The organism is Citrobacter sp. CK185, assembly GCF_030333565.1.
Classification (GTDB): Bacteria; Pseudomonadota; Gammaproteobacteria; order Enterobacterales; family Enterobacteriaceae; genus Citrobacter_B; species Citrobacter_B koseri.
The window spans coordinates 115857-132181 of the sequence record NZ_JAOWFR010000010.1 but is presented as its reverse complement, the minus strand read 5'-3'; the positions used below and the strand labels follow the sequence as shown (position 1 = coordinate 132181).

At 52.3% G+C, this 16325-nt stretch carries 15 protein-coding genes; 14 read left to right on the top strand and 1 reads right to left on the bottom strand.

The window, feature by feature from the left end:
* The first annotated feature begins 25 nt into the window (after window positions 1-25).
* From OGV79_RS01850 to nepI, 3 genes are all read left to right on the top strand, one after another.
* A complete protein-coding gene (locus OGV79_RS01850) occupies window positions 26-781 on the top strand; it encodes an IclR family transcriptional regulator (protein ID WP_012135815.1) in 756 nt (251 codons plus the stop codon).
* Window positions 782-792: 11 nt separating this feature from the next.
* Window positions 793-1245: a DUF1198 domain-containing protein gene (locus OGV79_RS01845; protein ID WP_012135814.1), complete on the top strand. Its 453-nt coding sequence runs from the start codon at window positions 793-795 to the stop codon at window positions 1243-1245.
* 152 nt (window positions 1246-1397) lie between these two features.
* Window positions 1398-2591, top strand: a complete 1194-nt coding sequence (gene nepI, locus OGV79_RS01840) for a purine ribonucleoside efflux pump NepI (protein ID WP_024131071.1) — start codon at window positions 1398-1400, stop codon at window positions 2589-2591.
* 39 nt (window positions 2592-2630) lie between these two features.
* Here the strand turns inward: nepI and OGV79_RS01835 are convergent, their stop codons facing one another.
* Window positions 2631-2924 (bottom strand): YicS family protein, encoded by a 294-nt coding sequence (locus OGV79_RS01835; protein ID WP_275147255.1) that lies wholly within the window; start codon window positions 2922-2924, stop codon window positions 2631-2633.
* Window positions 2925-3112: 188 nt separating this feature from the next.
* Between OGV79_RS01835 and dagR the strand changes: the two genes are divergently transcribed.
* The 11 genes from dagR to OGV79_RS01780 all read left to right on the top strand — a co-directional run bounded on the left by dagR (window position 3113) and on the right by OGV79_RS01780 (window position 16318).
* Entirely contained in the window at window positions 3113-5911 is a 2799-nt protein-coding gene (gene dagR / locus OGV79_RS01830; protein WP_286466875.1) for a transcriptional regulator DagR, read from the top strand.
* A gap of 259 nt (window positions 5912-6170) precedes the next feature.
* On the top strand, window positions 6171-6596 hold the full coding sequence (locus tag OGV79_RS01825) for a PTS sugar transporter subunit IIA (RefSeq protein ID WP_024131069.1): 426 nt from the start codon (window positions 6171-6173) through the stop codon (window positions 6594-6596).
* A gap of 11 nt (window positions 6597-6607) precedes the next feature.
* Window positions 6608-7093, top strand: a complete 486-nt coding sequence (locus OGV79_RS01820; protein WP_042323421.1) for a PTS sugar transporter subunit IIB — start codon at window positions 6608-6610, stop codon at window positions 7091-7093.
* Window positions 7094-7116: 23 nt separating this feature from the next.
* Window positions 7117-7866 carry a PTS mannose/fructose/sorbose/N-acetylgalactosamine transporter subunit IIC gene (locus tag OGV79_RS01815; RefSeq protein WP_012135807.1) on the top strand — a complete coding sequence of 250 codons (750 nt, stop codon included), beginning with the start codon at window positions 7117-7119 and terminating at the stop codon, window positions 7864-7866.
* Window positions 7863-8723 carry a PTS system mannose/fructose/sorbose family transporter subunit IID gene (locus OGV79_RS01810; RefSeq protein WP_012135806.1) on the top strand — a complete coding sequence of 287 codons (861 nt, stop codon included), beginning with the start codon at window positions 7863-7865 and terminating at the stop codon, window positions 8721-8723. Before OGV79_RS01815 ends, OGV79_RS01810 begins: the two co-directional genes overlap by 4 nt.
* A 3-nt stretch (window positions 8724-8726) precedes the next feature.
* A complete protein-coding gene (gene dgaE / locus OGV79_RS01805; RefSeq protein WP_115180950.1) occupies window positions 8727-9836 on the top strand; it encodes a D-glucosaminate-6-phosphate ammonia lyase in 1110 nt (369 codons plus the stop codon).
* Complete coding sequence (dagF, locus tag OGV79_RS01800; protein ID WP_115180951.1) at window positions 9823-10566, top strand: 2-dehydro-3-deoxy-phosphogluconate aldolase; 744 nt, start codon at window positions 9823-9825, stop codon at window positions 10564-10566. The genes dgaE and dagF overlap by 14 nt, the downstream gene beginning before the upstream one ends.
* A 160-nt stretch (window positions 10567-10726) precedes the next feature.
* A complete protein-coding gene (gene nlpA / locus OGV79_RS01795) occupies window positions 10727-11545 on the top strand; it encodes a lipoprotein NlpA (protein ID WP_104867991.1) in 819 nt (272 codons plus the stop codon).
* 901 nt (window positions 11546-12446) lie between these two features.
* Window positions 12447-13004 (top strand): fimbrial protein, encoded by a 558-nt coding sequence (locus OGV79_RS01790; protein ID WP_114848127.1) that lies wholly within the window; start codon window positions 12447-12449, stop codon window positions 13002-13004.
* 52 nt (window positions 13005-13056) lie between these two features.
* Window positions 13057-13803 carry a fimbria/pilus periplasmic chaperone gene (locus OGV79_RS01785; protein ID WP_012135800.1) on the top strand — a complete coding sequence of 249 codons (747 nt, stop codon included), beginning with the start codon at window positions 13057-13059 and terminating at the stop codon, window positions 13801-13803.
* A 94-nt stretch (window positions 13804-13897) separates the two neighbouring features.
* Window positions 13898-16318 (top strand): fimbria/pilus outer membrane usher protein, encoded by a 2421-nt coding sequence (locus OGV79_RS01780; RefSeq protein WP_223849112.1) that lies wholly within the window; start codon window positions 13898-13900, stop codon window positions 16316-16318.
* Window positions 16319-16325: the final 7 nt, after the last annotated feature.

Genomic DNA, 16325 nt, shown 5'->3' with positions numbered 1-16325 from the left:
TATGAATAGAAAAGATTAATTTCGTATGAGCCAGGATATTACGACCTCTGTTCCCGCACTGGATAAGACGGTAAAAATCTGTAATTACCTCTTCAATACACCAGGGGCGACGTTCAGCCAGATCCAACAAGATTTAGCATTACCTAAAAGCAGCACGTCATCATTGTTAAACGCATTGGTCGAACATCACCTTTTGCGTCTGGAAAAGGGGCGCTTTTTCCTGGGCCTGAAATTGTACGAATGGGGTAATCGTTCGCTGGAGCAATTTGATATCCGCAACGTTGCTCTGCCTGTTCTGGAGAAATTGCGTGAGCAAACCGATCTGACCTGCCATCTGGGTATCCTGGATGAAGTCGCGCCCATTTACCTGATGAAGCTTGAGAACACTCAGCCAATCGGTATTCGTACCTGGGTCGGTAAAAAGCTGCCGATGCACAGTTCCGGCGTGGGGAAAGCGCTTTGTGCCTGGTTACCGCAGGACAAAATGGACGAACTTTTGCCGGATGAGCAGTTACCGCAATACACTGAGACCACCATCACCAGTAAGAAAGCCTTGCTAAAGGAGTTTGCCAGAATCCGTGAGCAAGGATGGGTTTTTGATAACGCGGAAGATTCCCCAGGTATTTATTGTATCGCTGCGCCGGTGTTTAATCGTAATCATGAGGTGATTGCTGCGATCAGTATCAGCGGTGTTGAATTGCAAATGCCAAAAGAGTGCATTCCACAATATTCGCAGTGGGTTCGTGAAGCCTGTCAGGCGCTTTCTGCAAAGTTGGTTTAACAGGGCAGGTTATGATTTGGATCATGCTGGCCACGCTGGTCGTGGTGTTTATTGTTGGCTTCAGGGTGCTCACCTCGGGGGCCCGGCGTGCGATTCGTCGGTTAAGCGAGCGTCTGGGCATCAGCGTGGTGCCGGTGGAGTCAATGATCGACCAGATGGGTAAAGCGCCTGGAGAGGCGTTTTTACAGTACCTGCATCGTCCTGATGAATCACATCTGCAAAATGCCGCCCAGATATTGCTAATCTGGCAGATCGTGATTGTGGATGGCAGCGATCAGAACCTGCAACAGTGGTATCGTCAGCTGCAAAAAACGCGTCTGGCCGCGCCAATTACTGACGCGCAGGTACGCCTGGCGCTGGGATTTCTGCGCGAAATAGAACCGGATATGCAAGAGATTAACGCCTTCCAGATACGCTACAACGCCCTTTTTCAACCTGAAGATGGCGTGCACTGGTTGCATTGAGGTCGTCCATTCCCGCAGGCACGATGAATCTGTAGGCCGGATAAGCGTCAGCGCCATCCGGCTATTAATATAGTTGCTAAAACGTTAAATACGTCACACTTTAGATGTTACACTGCACGGCTTTTCTGGCAGAGAAAGACGCAGGTAACGAAATGAGTGCAAGAATCGAAGAACAATCCCATGCTGAGACGATTATCCGGCCAAACTGGTCGGCTGTTTTCGCTGTGGCGTTCTGTGTTGCCTGCCTGATCACCGTTGAGTTTTTGCCCGTCAGCCTGCTGACGCCGATGGCGCAGGACCTCGGAATCTCTGAAGGCGTCGCCGGGCAGTCGGTAACGGTAACGGCGTTTGTCGCCATGTTTGCCAGCCTGTTTATCACCCAAATTATTCAGGCGACCGATCGTCGCTATGTGGTGATCCTGTTTGCCGTTTTATTAACGCTTTCCTGTCTGCTGGTATCGTTTGCAACTTCCTTCACGCTGCTGTTGGCCGGGCGTGCCTGCCTGGGGCTGGCGTTGGGGGGATTCTGGGCGATGTCGGCTTCGTTGACGATGCGTCTGGTACCGCCGCGTACCGTGCCTAAAGCGTTGTCGGTTATTTTTGGCGCGGTCTCCATCGCGCTGGTGATCGCCGCGCCGCTGGGCAGTTTTTTAGGTGGGATTATTGGCTGGCGTCATGTTTTTAACGCGGCGGCGGTGATGGGCGTACTGTGTGTTATTTGGGTAGTGAAATCGTTACCTTCGCTGCCTGGCGAACCGTCTCACCAAAAGCAAAATATCTTCAGTCTGTTGCAACGTCCCGGCGTAATGGCGGGGATGATCGCCATCTTTATGTCCTTTGCCGGACAGTTCGCGTTCTTTACCTACATCCGCCCGGTGTATATGAATCTGGCGGGCTTTGATGTCGATGGCCTGACGCTGGTGCTGCTGAGCTTTGGCATCGCCAGTTTTGTGGGAACGTCGCTCTCCTCTTTTATTCTTAAACGCTCGGTCAAACTGGCGCTGGCAGGCGCGCCGTTGGTTCTGGCCGTCAGCGCGCTGGTGCTGACGTTGTGGGGAAGCGAAAAAGTGGTGGCGGCAGGGATCGCGATTGTCTGGGGGCTGTCGTTTGCGCTGGTGCCGGTAGGGTGGTCAACGTGGATCACCCGTACGCTTGCCGATCAGGCGGAAAAAGCCGGGTCCGTTCAGGTTGCGGTGATCCAGCTTGCCAATACCTGCGGTGCGGCTGTTGGCGGCTATGCGCTTGATAACCTTGGTCTGCTGTCGCCGCTGGCGCTCTCCGGCAGCCTGATGTTGCTGACGGCGCTGCTGGTGACGGTAAAAGTTCGCATACAAACGACGCGATAATACGTCAAAAGGGGTGACGATTCGGTCACCCATGACGTTTTACATATCCGGGCATTCGACTTTGCCGAGCGCTTCCCAGTAGTTATTCTGGTTGTTCCGTTCTATCGCCACGATGGCTTCGCGGATGTGCTGTTGATTATTCTCATTCGACATGATCATTTTCTCCCATGCCTCATCCGACAGCGATGCCTGCGGTGTACACATTTTGCGTAGCTCTTTCAGGACGGTGCTTTTTTCGTTAGCGGTCTGAAGCGAGCTATAAGGCGAGTTAGCCAACGCAATGCCTGGCAGCGCGAGAAGGGCGGTAAAGAGCAGCAGAGCGGTTTGTTTCATCGTCATCATCCAGTATTCAAAGTTTAAGCATAAGTATAGACAGAACACGACTCTCTCAGCGGCCCGCATTACTTCGCAAAACCGTCTCGTCTGTAAGTTGTAGGCGGATTCTCCCCGCTCTCTCACTTTCTTGCGTAGCAGAATAGTGTATGTTCTGAACAATCATTTATTTCTTAAGCGGTAAAGAGATGAGACGGATTGAGGTAATACTGGGGGAACTCGAACGGCTGACGCGCGGGCTGAATCTTGCCGATCTGGCGCAGGAGACGGCATTTACGGCGGAAGCCATTGGCTTTAACCTCGGGCTGGCGCGTAACTCGGTCAGTAAAGATCTCAATCAACTCTGCAATGATGGTCTGGCGATCAAAAGCCAGGGCCGCCCGGTGTTTTTCCTGCACCGTCAGGCGCTGGAAACGCTGCTGGGGCGTAAGCTGGATGACGCCGAACGTGAAGTACGTACGATTGCCGATCTGTTGCCGCGTCAGGAAGGGCACACAATCGACGATCCCTTTACCGGTCTGATTGGCTACGATCGCAGCCTGCGCGATGCAGTAGAAAAAGGCCGCGCCGCAGTGCTTTACCCCCACGGGCTGCATGTGTTGCTGACCGGACCTTCCGGCGTTGGCAAAACCTTCTTTGCTGAACTGATGCACCGCTTTGCCTGCGAGCACGCCGCAGGCTCCCTGCCGCCGCTGGTCTATTTTAACTGTGCGGAATATGCCCATAACCCGGAACTGCTCTCTTCGCACCTGTTTGGTCATCGACAGGGGGCGTTTACCGGAGCGAGCGAGAATAAACCCGGCCTGGTGGAGCAGGCGGACGGCGGCTATCTGCTGCTGGATGAGGTACACCGTCTGCCGTATGAAGGGCAGGAAAAGCTGTTCTCCATTCTCGATAAAGGTGAATACCGTCCGCTGGGGGCAAGCAGCAAGGCGCGTTCGATATCGGTACGCCTGATTTGCGCGACGACAGAACCGGTAAGTTCGGCGTTGTTGCGTACTTTTCAGCGGCGTATTCAGGTCTGTATCGATCTGCCGGGCATTCGCCAGCGTTCAATCGAAGAACAGGTGGAGCTGATTGTCGGCTTTCTGCAACGTGAAAGTCGCAAAATTGAGCGCACGGTGAGTATCGACAAGACGCTGTTGCTCTGGCTGCTGAATAAGCCGCTGGAAGGCAACATCGGCCAGCTCAAGAGTGATATCCAGTTCCTCTGCGCTCAGGCGTGGGCGTCGGGGATGACGGAGCATAACGATACGCTGCAACTGGATAAACGGCTGGCGGAAATGCCGTTTAACGCCACGCCGGAGCAACGTCTGCTGGTGGACACGCTGTTTGATGGCAAAGAGCGCTTGAACGTTGACGCGCGCACGTTGCCCGCCTTGAAAACGTCGCTGGCGACGGGTGCCGAGATTGAAGAGAGCGATCTCTTTTACAGCTTCCTGACCCGCGAATACGTCAATCTGCGCAACAGTAACGTGCCTCCGGCGGAAACGCTGGCGATCCTGAAAAATAAGCTCAGCTCGATTTTTGAATATGGCCTCTACAGTCGCGACAATATTGCGCATCCGCCGCGTTATGGCGACCAGATTGAGGAACGCGTGACGCTGCTTATTGGCTGCGTGGAGCAGGTGCTTACGTTTACGCTGCCGGAGAACCTGGTAAATCCGCTGCGTAAACATTTTCTGGCGCTGATTGGCTACGTTCAGCGCGGCCTGATCCCGCAGCTTTATTCTTCCAGCCTGATCCTCGATCGTTGCAAAGATGAGTACGACAACGCCACATTGTTGTGCCGAAAAATCAATGAATTGCTGCATATTCAGTGTCCGGCGACGGAAGTGGTCTGGCTGTGTCTGTTCCTCAAAGAGTGTCGTCATTATCGTCAGCGTATCGACGCCAGCCCGGACTGCGGGGTGATCCTGATTGCTCACGGCGCAACAACGGCCACAAGCATGGCGCAGTATGTGAATCGGGTGCTGGAGCGCGAGTTGTTCAGTGCTATCGATATGCCGTTTGAGCAGTCGGTGCATGACACGCTGGAAACCCTGACCCAGATGATTCAGACCCGACGTTATCAGCGGCTGATCCTGATGGTGGACATCGGCTCGCTGGTACATTTTGGCAGTACGATCAGCAAATTATTCCAGATTGACGTTCTGCTGATGCCAAATATAACCCTGACCAGCCTGCTGGAGGTGGGGCTGGATTTAAGCTATGAAACCAGCGACCTGCCGCAACTGGCGGCGTTAATGCAGGGTAAAAACATCCCCTGTCAGCTTTGTACGCCACAGCAGGAAAACGGCGGCAAAGTGCTGGTTATCTCCTGTATTACCGGCATGGGCACGGCGGAAAAAATCAAAAAGGTGCTGGAGGAGAGTTTTGGCGAGCTGATGTCGCAGGACACGCGGATGGTGATCCTCGATTACAACGATGTTCGCAGCCTGGAGCGCGTCCAGCAGTCGCTGCATGCCAGTGAACGACTGGCGGGTATTGTTGGCACCTTCCAGCCGGGGCTGCCGGATATTCCATTCATTTCGCTGGAGGAATTGTTCTCTGAGCAGGGGCCGGAACTGGTGTTGAGCCTGTTAACGCCGGACCTCACCAGCGCTGAACGCCGCCTGGAAATGGAACGCAGCGCAATGCGCTTTATCAGCGCGCTGACGATGGAGAGCATCATCAACCATATTTCAGTGCTTAACCCGCAGCGCATTCTGAAAGAAATGGAAGGGGTGCTTAACCATCTGACCACCACGCTTTCGCTGAAACCAAGCCGCCAGGTGACACTGCGCTTCCTGATCCACTGCTGCTGCATGGTCGAGCGTATCGTGATTAACCGAAAACCGTTACAGATGGCGCTGGAAAACAAACCGGATCTGGATGCCCGCGCGTTTAGTGTCATCAAATCGGCTTTCCTGCCGATTGAAGAGGCTTATGCCATCCGTTTATCGGACGCGGAATATTTTTATATCTACGAATTACTCTATAGCTGATCCCTTATCTGGCGTGGCGCTGCGCCTCGCCAGACCTCTCTTCTCCCCCGTGTGACACAAATCCTGGCACAGCCTTTGCTCTTACTCTGATGAGTTTTGCCGGATGGCGTTTGCTATTCGTAGGCCCGGTTCGTAGGCCCGGTAAGCGTAGCGCCACCGGGCAATGTGTGCCGGATGGCGGCGTAAACGCCTTATCCGGCCTACGGCGGTGACGCTATCGGGCATTGCCAGTCTCATGTAATCGAGCCAGGAGGCCATTTTGACTACCACTGAATCCTTGCCCCAGATCCTGCTGCTGACGCATGGCGGCTGGGGACAACAGCTCTGCAACAGCCTTCGCATGGTGATGGGGGAAATTAAAGGCGTAACAGAAATTGCGCTCATGCCCGTGGATACGCTGGGCGAGTTTTATCAACGTGTCGAAGCCGTGGTGAAAACCATGCCGGAAGGCTCACTTATTCTGACCGATTTTGTTGGCGGCACGACCTCCAACGTGGCGGCACGACTGAGTGCGGATTATCCGGTGGCGGTGGTTTCCGGGCTGAACGCCTCGCTGCTGCTGGAGGCGCTGGATCGGCGCGAACACGGCCCGCTTACCGCCTGCGTGAGCGGTCTGGTGGAAGCCGGGCGCAGCAGTTGTCTGGATGTCGTCGCCCATGTTCGTCAATTACAACAATCACAATAAGGAAAATCATTATGGCAAACATCGTGTTATGTCGCATCGACAGCCGTCTGATTCATGGGCAGGTCGTGACGAAGTGGGTCGGACAATCCCAGGCAAACCGGATTGCCGTGGTCAGTGACGAACTGGACGCCGATCCGTTTATGAAAAATATCTACCTGATGGCCGCGCCGCCAAACATCAAAGTGGATTGCTACAGCAACCAGAGCTTTGCGGCATCGTGGAAAGAAAACCAACTCGGCGACGGCAATGTGCTGGTGTTGTTCCCGTCTCTGGCGGCTATTCAACAGGCCGTGCAGCAGGGATTTGATGTCACCACCATTCAGGTTGGGGGCTTAGGCGGTGGGCCAAACCGCAAAGCGGTTTTCCAGAACATTACGCTCGATGAAAAAGACGTTGGCATTCTTAACGACCTGAAAAGTCGTGGGATTCAGGTGTTCTTCCAGACTATCCCGGAAGATAAACCACAGTCGCTGGACGATATCCTGAAAAAATTCTAACCCTCTGATAATGGGATAACACTATGGATACTTTAGTCTTTGCAAGCCTGATGGGGTTGTATTACTGGTTTGCCCGATTACGCCTTGGCTACACCTTCTCCGCCATGCTGCTTCAGCCGGTGGTTGTCGCGGTCTTTGTGGGGCTGCTGCTCGGGAATATGCAGACGGCGATGATCATCGGGGCGGGTATGCAGCTCGTCTATCTGGGCGTGACCTCGACGCCGGGCGGCAACGTGCCGTCAGATCCGGCGCTGGCGGCCTGTATCTCGATCCCCATTGCGGTTAAAGCCGGAATGGACCCCAACCTGGCGATTGCGCTGGCGATTCCGTTTGGCGTGATCGGCGTATTCCTCGACCAGCTACGCCGTACGCTGAACGCCGCCTGGGTACATATGGCCGACAAACACGCGGAAACGGCAAACATGGCAGGCATTATGCGCTGCGCTTTCCTTTACCCGGCGTTACTCGGTCTGGCGCTGCGTTTCCCGGTGGTGTTCGCCGCCAACTATTTCGGCCAGAACGTAGTGGAAAGCTTCCTCAAGCTGATGCCGCACTGGCTGACCCACTCCTTTGAAATCATGGGCGGGATCCTCCCGGCGCTGGGCTTCGCCATCACCATTATGGTGATCGGCAAAAAGAGTCTGCTGCCGTGGTTTATCGGTGGATTCTTCGCGGTGCTGTACCTCAAGGTTGACATCATGGCGATGGCAATCTTCGGCACCTGTGTGGCCTTCCTGATTAAAGGCCTGGCGAAAAATGAAGGAGCAGCATGATGAGCAGCGACGTAATGCAACATGAACTGGTTGAGCGTGCGCGGGAAACCGGAGCGCTGACCAAAGCGGACATCACCAGGGCGTGGTTTATCTACTGGCTGGGCGCGGAGGTTTCTAACTCCTATGAACGTTTACAGAGCCTGATTTTCTGCGCCTCGATGACGCCGATCATCAAAAAACTCTACCCGCAAAAAGAGGAACAGGTGGAAGCGCTGAAGCGCCATCTGAACTTCTTTAACTCAGAACAGACCTTTGGCGCGGTGATCCAGGGCATCTCCATCGCTATGGAAGAGCAGAAAACGCGTGGCGAACCGATCAGCGACGCCTCCATCACCGGGATTAAAACCGGCCTGATGGGGCCGCTGGCCGGGATGGGTGATTCCATCGTCTGGGCGGCGGTGATGCCGCTGTTGATTGCGATTTTTATTCCGTTCGCCGCCAATGGCAGCGCATTCGGGGGTATTGCGCCGCTGATTCTCTATCCGGCCATTACGCTGGCGATCAGCTACGGCCTGATTCACAAAGGCTATACGCTGGGGCGTGATTCCATCGTCGGGCTGTTGCAAGGGGGGCGAATCAAGGAACTGATCTACGGCGCTAACGTGCTGGGGCTGATCATGATGGGGGCGCTGTCGGCGAGCTACGTCAAGATCACTACCCCGCTGAAAATCAGCGCCCTGAAAGGTTCTGAAGTGGTGGTTCAGCAGATCCTCGATTCGATTGCGCCTGGCCTGCTGCCGCTGGCGGCAGTATTTGCCATCTACATCTTTCTGGTGAAGAAAGGGCCGCGTTATACCACCATTCTGCTGTCGATTGTGGCGCTTAGCGTGGTCTGCTCGCTGCTGGGAGTGTTGTAAGCCATGACACAGAATATCTATCAACAGCTGGGGCTGAAGCAGGTGATTAACGCCTGCGGCAAGATGACGATTCTTGGCGTCTCCAGCGTCACGCCGGAGGTGATGCACGCCACGGCGCGTGCGGCCTCCGCTTTTGTCGAGATCGACAAGCTGGTGGAAAAAACCGGTGAGCGGGTCTCCCGCTATACCGGCGCTGAAGACAGTTATGTTACCTCATGCGCCTCGGCGGGAATTGCGATTGCCGTTGCCGCCGCCATTACCCGTGGCGATCGGGCCCGGGTCACGCAGATGCCGGACAGTACCGGTATGGCCAATGAAGTGGTGATGCTGCGTGGGCATAATGTAGATTACGGCGCGCCGATCACCAGCGCGATCCGTCTGGGAGGCGGGCGCGTAGTGGAAGTGGGGTCGAGCAACCTGGCCGCGCGCTGGCAACTGGAGAGTGCGATTACCGATGACACCGCCGCCCTGCTGTATGTGAAATCACATCACTGCGTGCAGAAGGGGATGTTGGGCATTGAAGACTTCGTCCAGGTGGCGCAGATTCACAACCTGCCGTTAATTGTTGATGCTGCTGCCGAGGAGGATTTGCACGTCTGGGTGGCGAGCGGCGCGGATATGGTTGTCTACAGCGGCGCGAAAGCCTTCAATGCGCCAACCTCTGGATTTATCACCGGCAAGAGAACGTGGATCGCCGCCTGCAAAGCGCAGCATCACGGCATCGCCAGAGCGATGAAGATCGGTAAGGAGAATATGGTTGGGCTGGTATATGCGCTGGAGAATTATCACCAGGGGCAGACGGTAGTCACCGCCGAACAGCTTCAGCCGGTAGCCGACGCCATTTCAGCGATTCGTGGGTTGAGTGCGGATATCGAGCAGGATGAGGCCGGGCGCGCGATCTGGCGTATTCGTATTCGGGTGAATGCCCGTGAACTGGGGCTGGATGCCCGCGAAGTCGAAGCTCAGCTGCGCGGCGGCGATATCGCCATTTATGCCCGTCGCTATAACCTCCACCAGGGCGTTTTCAGCCTCGACCCGCGAACGGTCGCAGAAGGGGAAATGGCGTTAATCGTGGCGCGACTGAAGGAGATTGCCGACCATGCAGCAGATTAATTTTTATCGTAATCGTGTGGCGATTAACGTACTGGCGAAAGATATCGCCAATGCCAGGGAAATCTATGATGCTGCCGAAGGCCATGCGGCGATCGGCGTCCTCTCCGCACAGTTTGCCTCAGTGGAGGACGGTGTTCAGGAGGTAAAACGCTGGATGGCGGAGGTGCCGTGCATCTCCGTGGGGCTGGGAGCGGGCGATCCGGCGCAATACTATAAGGCGGCGATGATTGCTGCAAAGGTACACCCGGCGCACGTCAACCAGACCTTTACCGGATGTGGTTTTGCCGCTGGCGCGCTGGCGGCAACGGGCGGCGAAAAAACGCATATCAACGCGCTGGTCAGCCCGACAGGCACGCCGGGCGAGGTGCTTATCTCCACTGGCGTTTGCAGCAGCCAGGGGACGCCGGCCCGCGTTTCCTGCGATGCAGCGGTACGCATGATGCAGGATATGGGGGCGCACGCGGCGAAGTTTTTCCCGATGGGCGGCGAGACGTCGTTACCGGAGCTGTATGTGCTGGCAACCAGCGCAGCCCGCAACGGGATGACGCTGATCGAACCGACCGGCGGCATTTCCCTGGAAAATTTCGGCGTTATTTTGCAAACCTGTCTGGAGGCGGGCGTGCCGCGCGTGATGCCGCATGTTTACAGCTCGATTATCGATCCGCAAACCGGAAACACCCGGCCTGAAGATATCGTCAGGTTAATAGAGATCGTGAAAGCGCTGGTTTGATGGCGTAGTTTACGTAGGCCCGGCAAGCGTTCGCGCCACCGGGCTTTTTGTATATGCCTTTTTCTTCTTGCTGATGCCTTTTCGTTTTTTAAACCGCAGCGGCCTTCCCGCTATAGTCATTTCATTACCCATCAGATGGTTATTTAATAAGGATAAAAACGTGAAATTGACGATACCTCATTTACGGGCAGGGGCGGCGGTACTGTTGGCGGGCATATTGCTGGCGGGGTGCGATCAGCAAAGCAGCGACGCGAAACATATCAAAGTCGGCGTGATTAACGGCGCCGAGCAGGATGTGGCGGAAGTCGCGAAGAAAGTTGCCAAAGAGAAGTACGGTCTTGATGTGGAACTGGTAGGATTCAGCGGTTCATTGCTGCCTAACGATGCGACCAATCACGGCGAACTGGACGCCAACGTGTTCCAGCATCGACCGTTCCTCGAACAAGATAACAAAGCCCATAACTACACGCTGGTAGCGGTAGGCAACACCTTTGTTTTCCCGATGGCGGGCTACTCGAAAAAAATTAAAACGGTTGATCAACTGAAAGACGGGGCGACGATCGCCATTCCTAACGATCCGACCAACCTCGGGCGTGCGCTCCTGCTGCTGCAAAAAGAGAAGTTGATTACCCTGAAAGAGGGGAAAGGTCTGTTACCAACGGCGCTGGATATCACCGACAACCCACGTCATCTGAATATTATGGAACTGGAAGGCGCGCAGCTGCCGCGCGTACTGGACGATGCGAAAGTGGATGTGGCGATCATTAGCACCACCTACATCCAGCAAACCGGACTTTCGCCGGTACATGACAGCGTCTTTATCGAAGATAAAAACTCGCCGTATGTGAACATACTGGTGGCGCGGGAAGACAACAAAGATGCTGAAAATGTGAAAGCGTTTTTGCAGTCTTATCAATCGTCGGAAGTTGCGAAAGCCGCAGAGACTATCTTTAACGGTGGCGCGGTGCCGGGGTGGTGATCGGTAACGCTTTAAGTTAAATGAACTTTATCGCCAGAGACTCTTTTCTGGCGATACCATGCAGCATGGTATTTCCCGCTTAACGACAATAGCGAAATTTCTCTTCTTTTTTCCCCGTTCGGAGTTTTCAACAAACTTTCCCCTTCCATTCTTTTTTGTGCTCAAAAAAGCCGATTCTAATAGTGGATTGTCCTTTTTTGTAAGGTTGTGGTAAGCAATCTTTAGATTTTTATACTGAGAAATAGTAGGTGATTAAAAGAAAAGATCGTTCCGGTAAAATTCCTGGAAATGGTATGTATTGTAACCTTGGCTTAACAATAGTTACGTTTAGAATCTAAATAGGATTATTCTTGCAAAAAATTAAAAAAATGATTTGTTTGTAATAATCCATTAATTATTAATAAATTATATAAAATACTTTAGTCGTATTGTCAGGATTATTCTCGTAATTCTAAAAGTGGTGTTTTCTGGCTAATAATGCAGCAATAAATGTGATCGTTTTGTTCCTGTTTGTTTGATATTTGGTTTTTATTGTGTTTTTTATATGTTTAAATTTCGACTATTTTGGGTCGTGCAGTGATCTGGATCAATTTATTTGATTTATAAAATTTTATCTTTTTTTAACTGATACTGTCTTATAAAAACCTGGTTATCGATATATTTTGCATGGTGAATAGCGCAGATATTATGCGGTACTTTATTTTCCTGTAAGCATTTGGATTTGATTTCTTTTGGTTGAAAAATCCTAATATTGCGGATGAAAGTTTTGCGTATATTATGTCAATGGAACCGGAAGGTGTTATTCAGTACTCATTTTTGATAATGGGGTGAGGTTTGTTTTGCCTTAATAACACATTCAATACGTCGTTCATTTATATCAACAACACCAGGGGAATTTATTATGCGTAAATATAATTATGCGTTATCCGCGTTAGCAATGGTTATCACTTCCGCATTTACTGCTTCAGCATTTGCGGTGGATGGAACTATTACAATTAACGGACAAATTACTGATACAACTTGTACTATTTCTGTCGACGGTGGCAGTAATGATGCAACGGTAACGCTGCCGACCGTTTCGGCTACTACGCTCGGCGCAGCAGGCGCAACGGCAGGTGCTACGCCGTTCACTATCTCGCTGAGTAACTGCTCAGGAACATCTTTAAATACCGCCAGCACCTACTTCGAACCTGGCGCTTATGTTGATAGCACAACCGGTCGTCTGAACATTGATTCAGCAGCGGCAGATGCAGCGACTAACGTGCAGGTTCAATTATTAAACGCCGATCGTGACGCCATTGTTGCAGGGGCTTCAGTAGCGAATGGCCAGAATGATATCCCTGTCGATATCTCTTCTGGAAACGGTACGCTGAATTACTTTGCGCAATATTATGCTACTGGCGCATCTACTGCGGGTTCTGTAACGACTCAGGTCGATTACACCATGGTTTACGAGTAATAAAGACAGGAGTAAAGGCGGCGTCCTTTACTCCTGATTATGAGGTGATGAGATGTTAAAGATATTATCTTCCGGGCTGGTATTGTTATTTTCGGCGTTCTCACTGAACGCTATGGCTGACGTTGTGATTAACGGAACACGCATTGTATTTAATGCAAAAGACAAGGAATCAACGGTACAGTTAAAAAACCGGGGGAATAATCCTTATCTTTTACAAATATGGATGGATGATGGTAACCCAAATGCAAAGCCTGGGGAGATCACGGTTCCGTTCCTCATTGCTCCTCCCGTTGTTCGTATTGATCCGGCGAAGGGGCAAGCTGTGCGAATCATGGCGACGAACCCGTCATTGCCGCAGGACAGGGAGTCCTTGTTTTGGTTCAACATGCTGGAAATTCCGCCAAAAGCACAGGATTCAACGTCGGGCAAAACACATATGCAGTTGGCATTTCGTACCCGAATAAAATTATTCTACCGCCCGGATAATCTGCAACCAACACCATTACAGTCTTATAAAGAATTAAAAATATTCCAACAAGGGAACAACATAAAAGTAGTAAACGACTCTCCCTATTACATCACTTTCAGCAAGGTTGAGATTCGTCGAACAACAGGGTCAGCTGTATTAGCTGCTGTAGAAAACTTCCCCCAGCGTATGGTGAAGCCAAAAAGCGAAATAGTATTTCCGCTCGCTAATAAAAAATCGACGCAATTGAGCGGTGCTTCAGTTTTTTACAGTGTAATAAATGATTATGGTGGAGAAACAACAAATGAGCAAAAATTACAAAGTAGCCCATAACGTTATTTCTTGTCCTCTGAGATTAACCCGCATTGCTCAATTCGTTGTTTTATCTTTTATTTCTGTTCAGGTTGCCTTCGCTGAAAATGATGAAGTGCAATTTAATAGTGATTTTTTACGCTCAGCGATTGATGTTAGCAACTATTCTCAGGGAAACCCGGTTCCGCAGGGACAATATAATGTCGATCTGTATGTGAACGACAAATGGCGAGGGCGTGGTGAAGTTAAGTTCGAAAATGATAAAAGCAATGCCGTGGTAGCCAAACCGTGTTTTACGCTGAAGCTGATATCAACGCTGGGAATCGATATTGATAAAATTGATCCAATGCTGCGCCAGTCGTTAAAGAATAATGAAAGTTGTGTGCGTATTGGTGATATATCTTCTGATTTAACAGCTTATTACGATGTGACGACACAGCGCATCAATGTGCAGGCGCCTCAGATATGGCTGCTTCGCCAGGTTCGCGGCTATGTTAATCCTGAATTATGGGATAACGGTATTCCTGCTGCGACGTTGCAATATGATTACAACGCATGGCATGCAGAGATGTCTGGAACGGACTCTATGTCATCTCAGTATCTGAGCCTGATGGGAGGGCTCAATTGGGATGCTTGGCGCTTACGCTATCGCGGTGTTTTCAACTGGAACAACGATCAGGGTTGGCATTATGACTCAACCAGCACTTATCTTGAGCGCGGCATTATTCCGCTGCGCAGCAAACTGGTGATGGGTGATTCCACCACGGATGGCCAGGTCTTCGACAGCGTTGGTTTTCGGGGCGTAATGCTGACTTCTGACGATCGTATGTATGAGGATTCCCAGCGAGGCTATGCGCCAGTCATTACTGGTGTTGCAAACACCAACGCACTCGTCAGCGTGAGTCAGCGCGGCGCGCGTATCTATCAAACGACGGTTCCGCCTGGCGCGTTCCGTATTGATGACCTGTATCCCAATGGCACCGGCGGCGATCTGCTGGTAACGATTAAAGAGGCAGATGGGAGTGAGCACAGTTTTACCGTGACCTATGCTTCCATCGCTGAACTGCTCCGCCCGGGAACCAGTCGCTATTCGCTGATGGCGGGGCGCTATCGGAATACCTCCGTGAATGAGAAACCACAGATTGCGATGGGGACATTCCGTCATGGTTTTACTAACTTACTGACCACTTACACCGGTGCGATGGGCGGGGAGGATTATCAATCGGTCGCAGGTGGCGTCGCGCTCAATACGCTCATTGGCGCGCTTTCTGCTGACATAACGCATGCGCGAACGACGCTTGCGGATAACAGTAAACGTGAAGGCCAGAGCATCCGTTTTTCATTTGCCAGGATTCTGCCCGTCGTTGATACCAATATCACTCTGGCGAGCTATCGCTATTCCAGCTCCGGTTATTACGATATTGACGATGCGATGTTGATGCGTGATTTAGAGCGGACAAATAAAGGGGCTTATTCCAGCAGCATTAACCGCAAGAATCGTCTGCAACTCAGCGCAACGCAAACTATTTCCGAGACGCTTGGGAGCATTAATCTCAGTGCCAGCACTCAGGATTACTGGAACAAAAGCGGGCGTGATACCGAGTATCAGTTGGGTTACACCAATGCGTTCAAGTGGTTCAATTTTAACCTCAACGCCAGCCGTACCCGCGATTTAGTGAAAGACAAATGGGATAACAAAATCGCGATAGGGATTTCCCTGCCGTTAGGGAACAGCGCGCGCTCGGCTTATCTCAGTACCACCTATGTTCAGGAAAGCGGGCATCGGGGGCTGCAAAACTCAATCGCCGGCACCTCCGGGGAGAACCGTCAGTATAACTGGGGCGCGTTCGTCAATCAGGATGACTACGACCATAGCAGCAATAAAACCACGGGCGGCGTCAGTGGTAACTGGACTTCGCCGTGGACCAGCATGGGCGGCAGTTTCTCAGCAGGCCAGGGCTACCAGCAATACGGCATGAACCTCTCTGGCGGTGTTGTCGCCTGGCAAAATGGCGTTGTGCTGACGCCGATCATGGGGGACACCATGGCGGTCATTGAAGCGGAACATGCGGGAGGCGCAAAGGTGGCAAACAACAGCAGCCTTAGCCTTAACCGCAATGGCAATGCCGCAGTGCCTTACCTCTCACCCTATCGCCAGAACACGATTGAGCTCGACCCTCGGGGGCTATCGAATGACATCTCCCTGGACGTCACCAGCCAGAACAGCGTCCCTACCGCAGGTGCCGTGGTGTTGATGAAATACGCCACGGATACAGGGTATTCCGTGCTTTTCACTCTCCGCCATGCCGGTGATGTGCTGCCTTTTGGCGCCGATGTGGTCGATGAGAGCGGCAATACTGTCGGTTACATCGCCCAGGGTGGGCAAAGTTTTGCGCGCGTTAAGAATCTGGCGGGCAAATTGCGCGTGAAATGGGGAAGTGGATCGGGTCAGGAGTGCCAGTTCAGTTACCGCTTATCAGAGCAGAAAAGCGCAGATGTTGCTGACTTACGTCGGGCTGATGCGGTATGCCAGTAATTAAGGA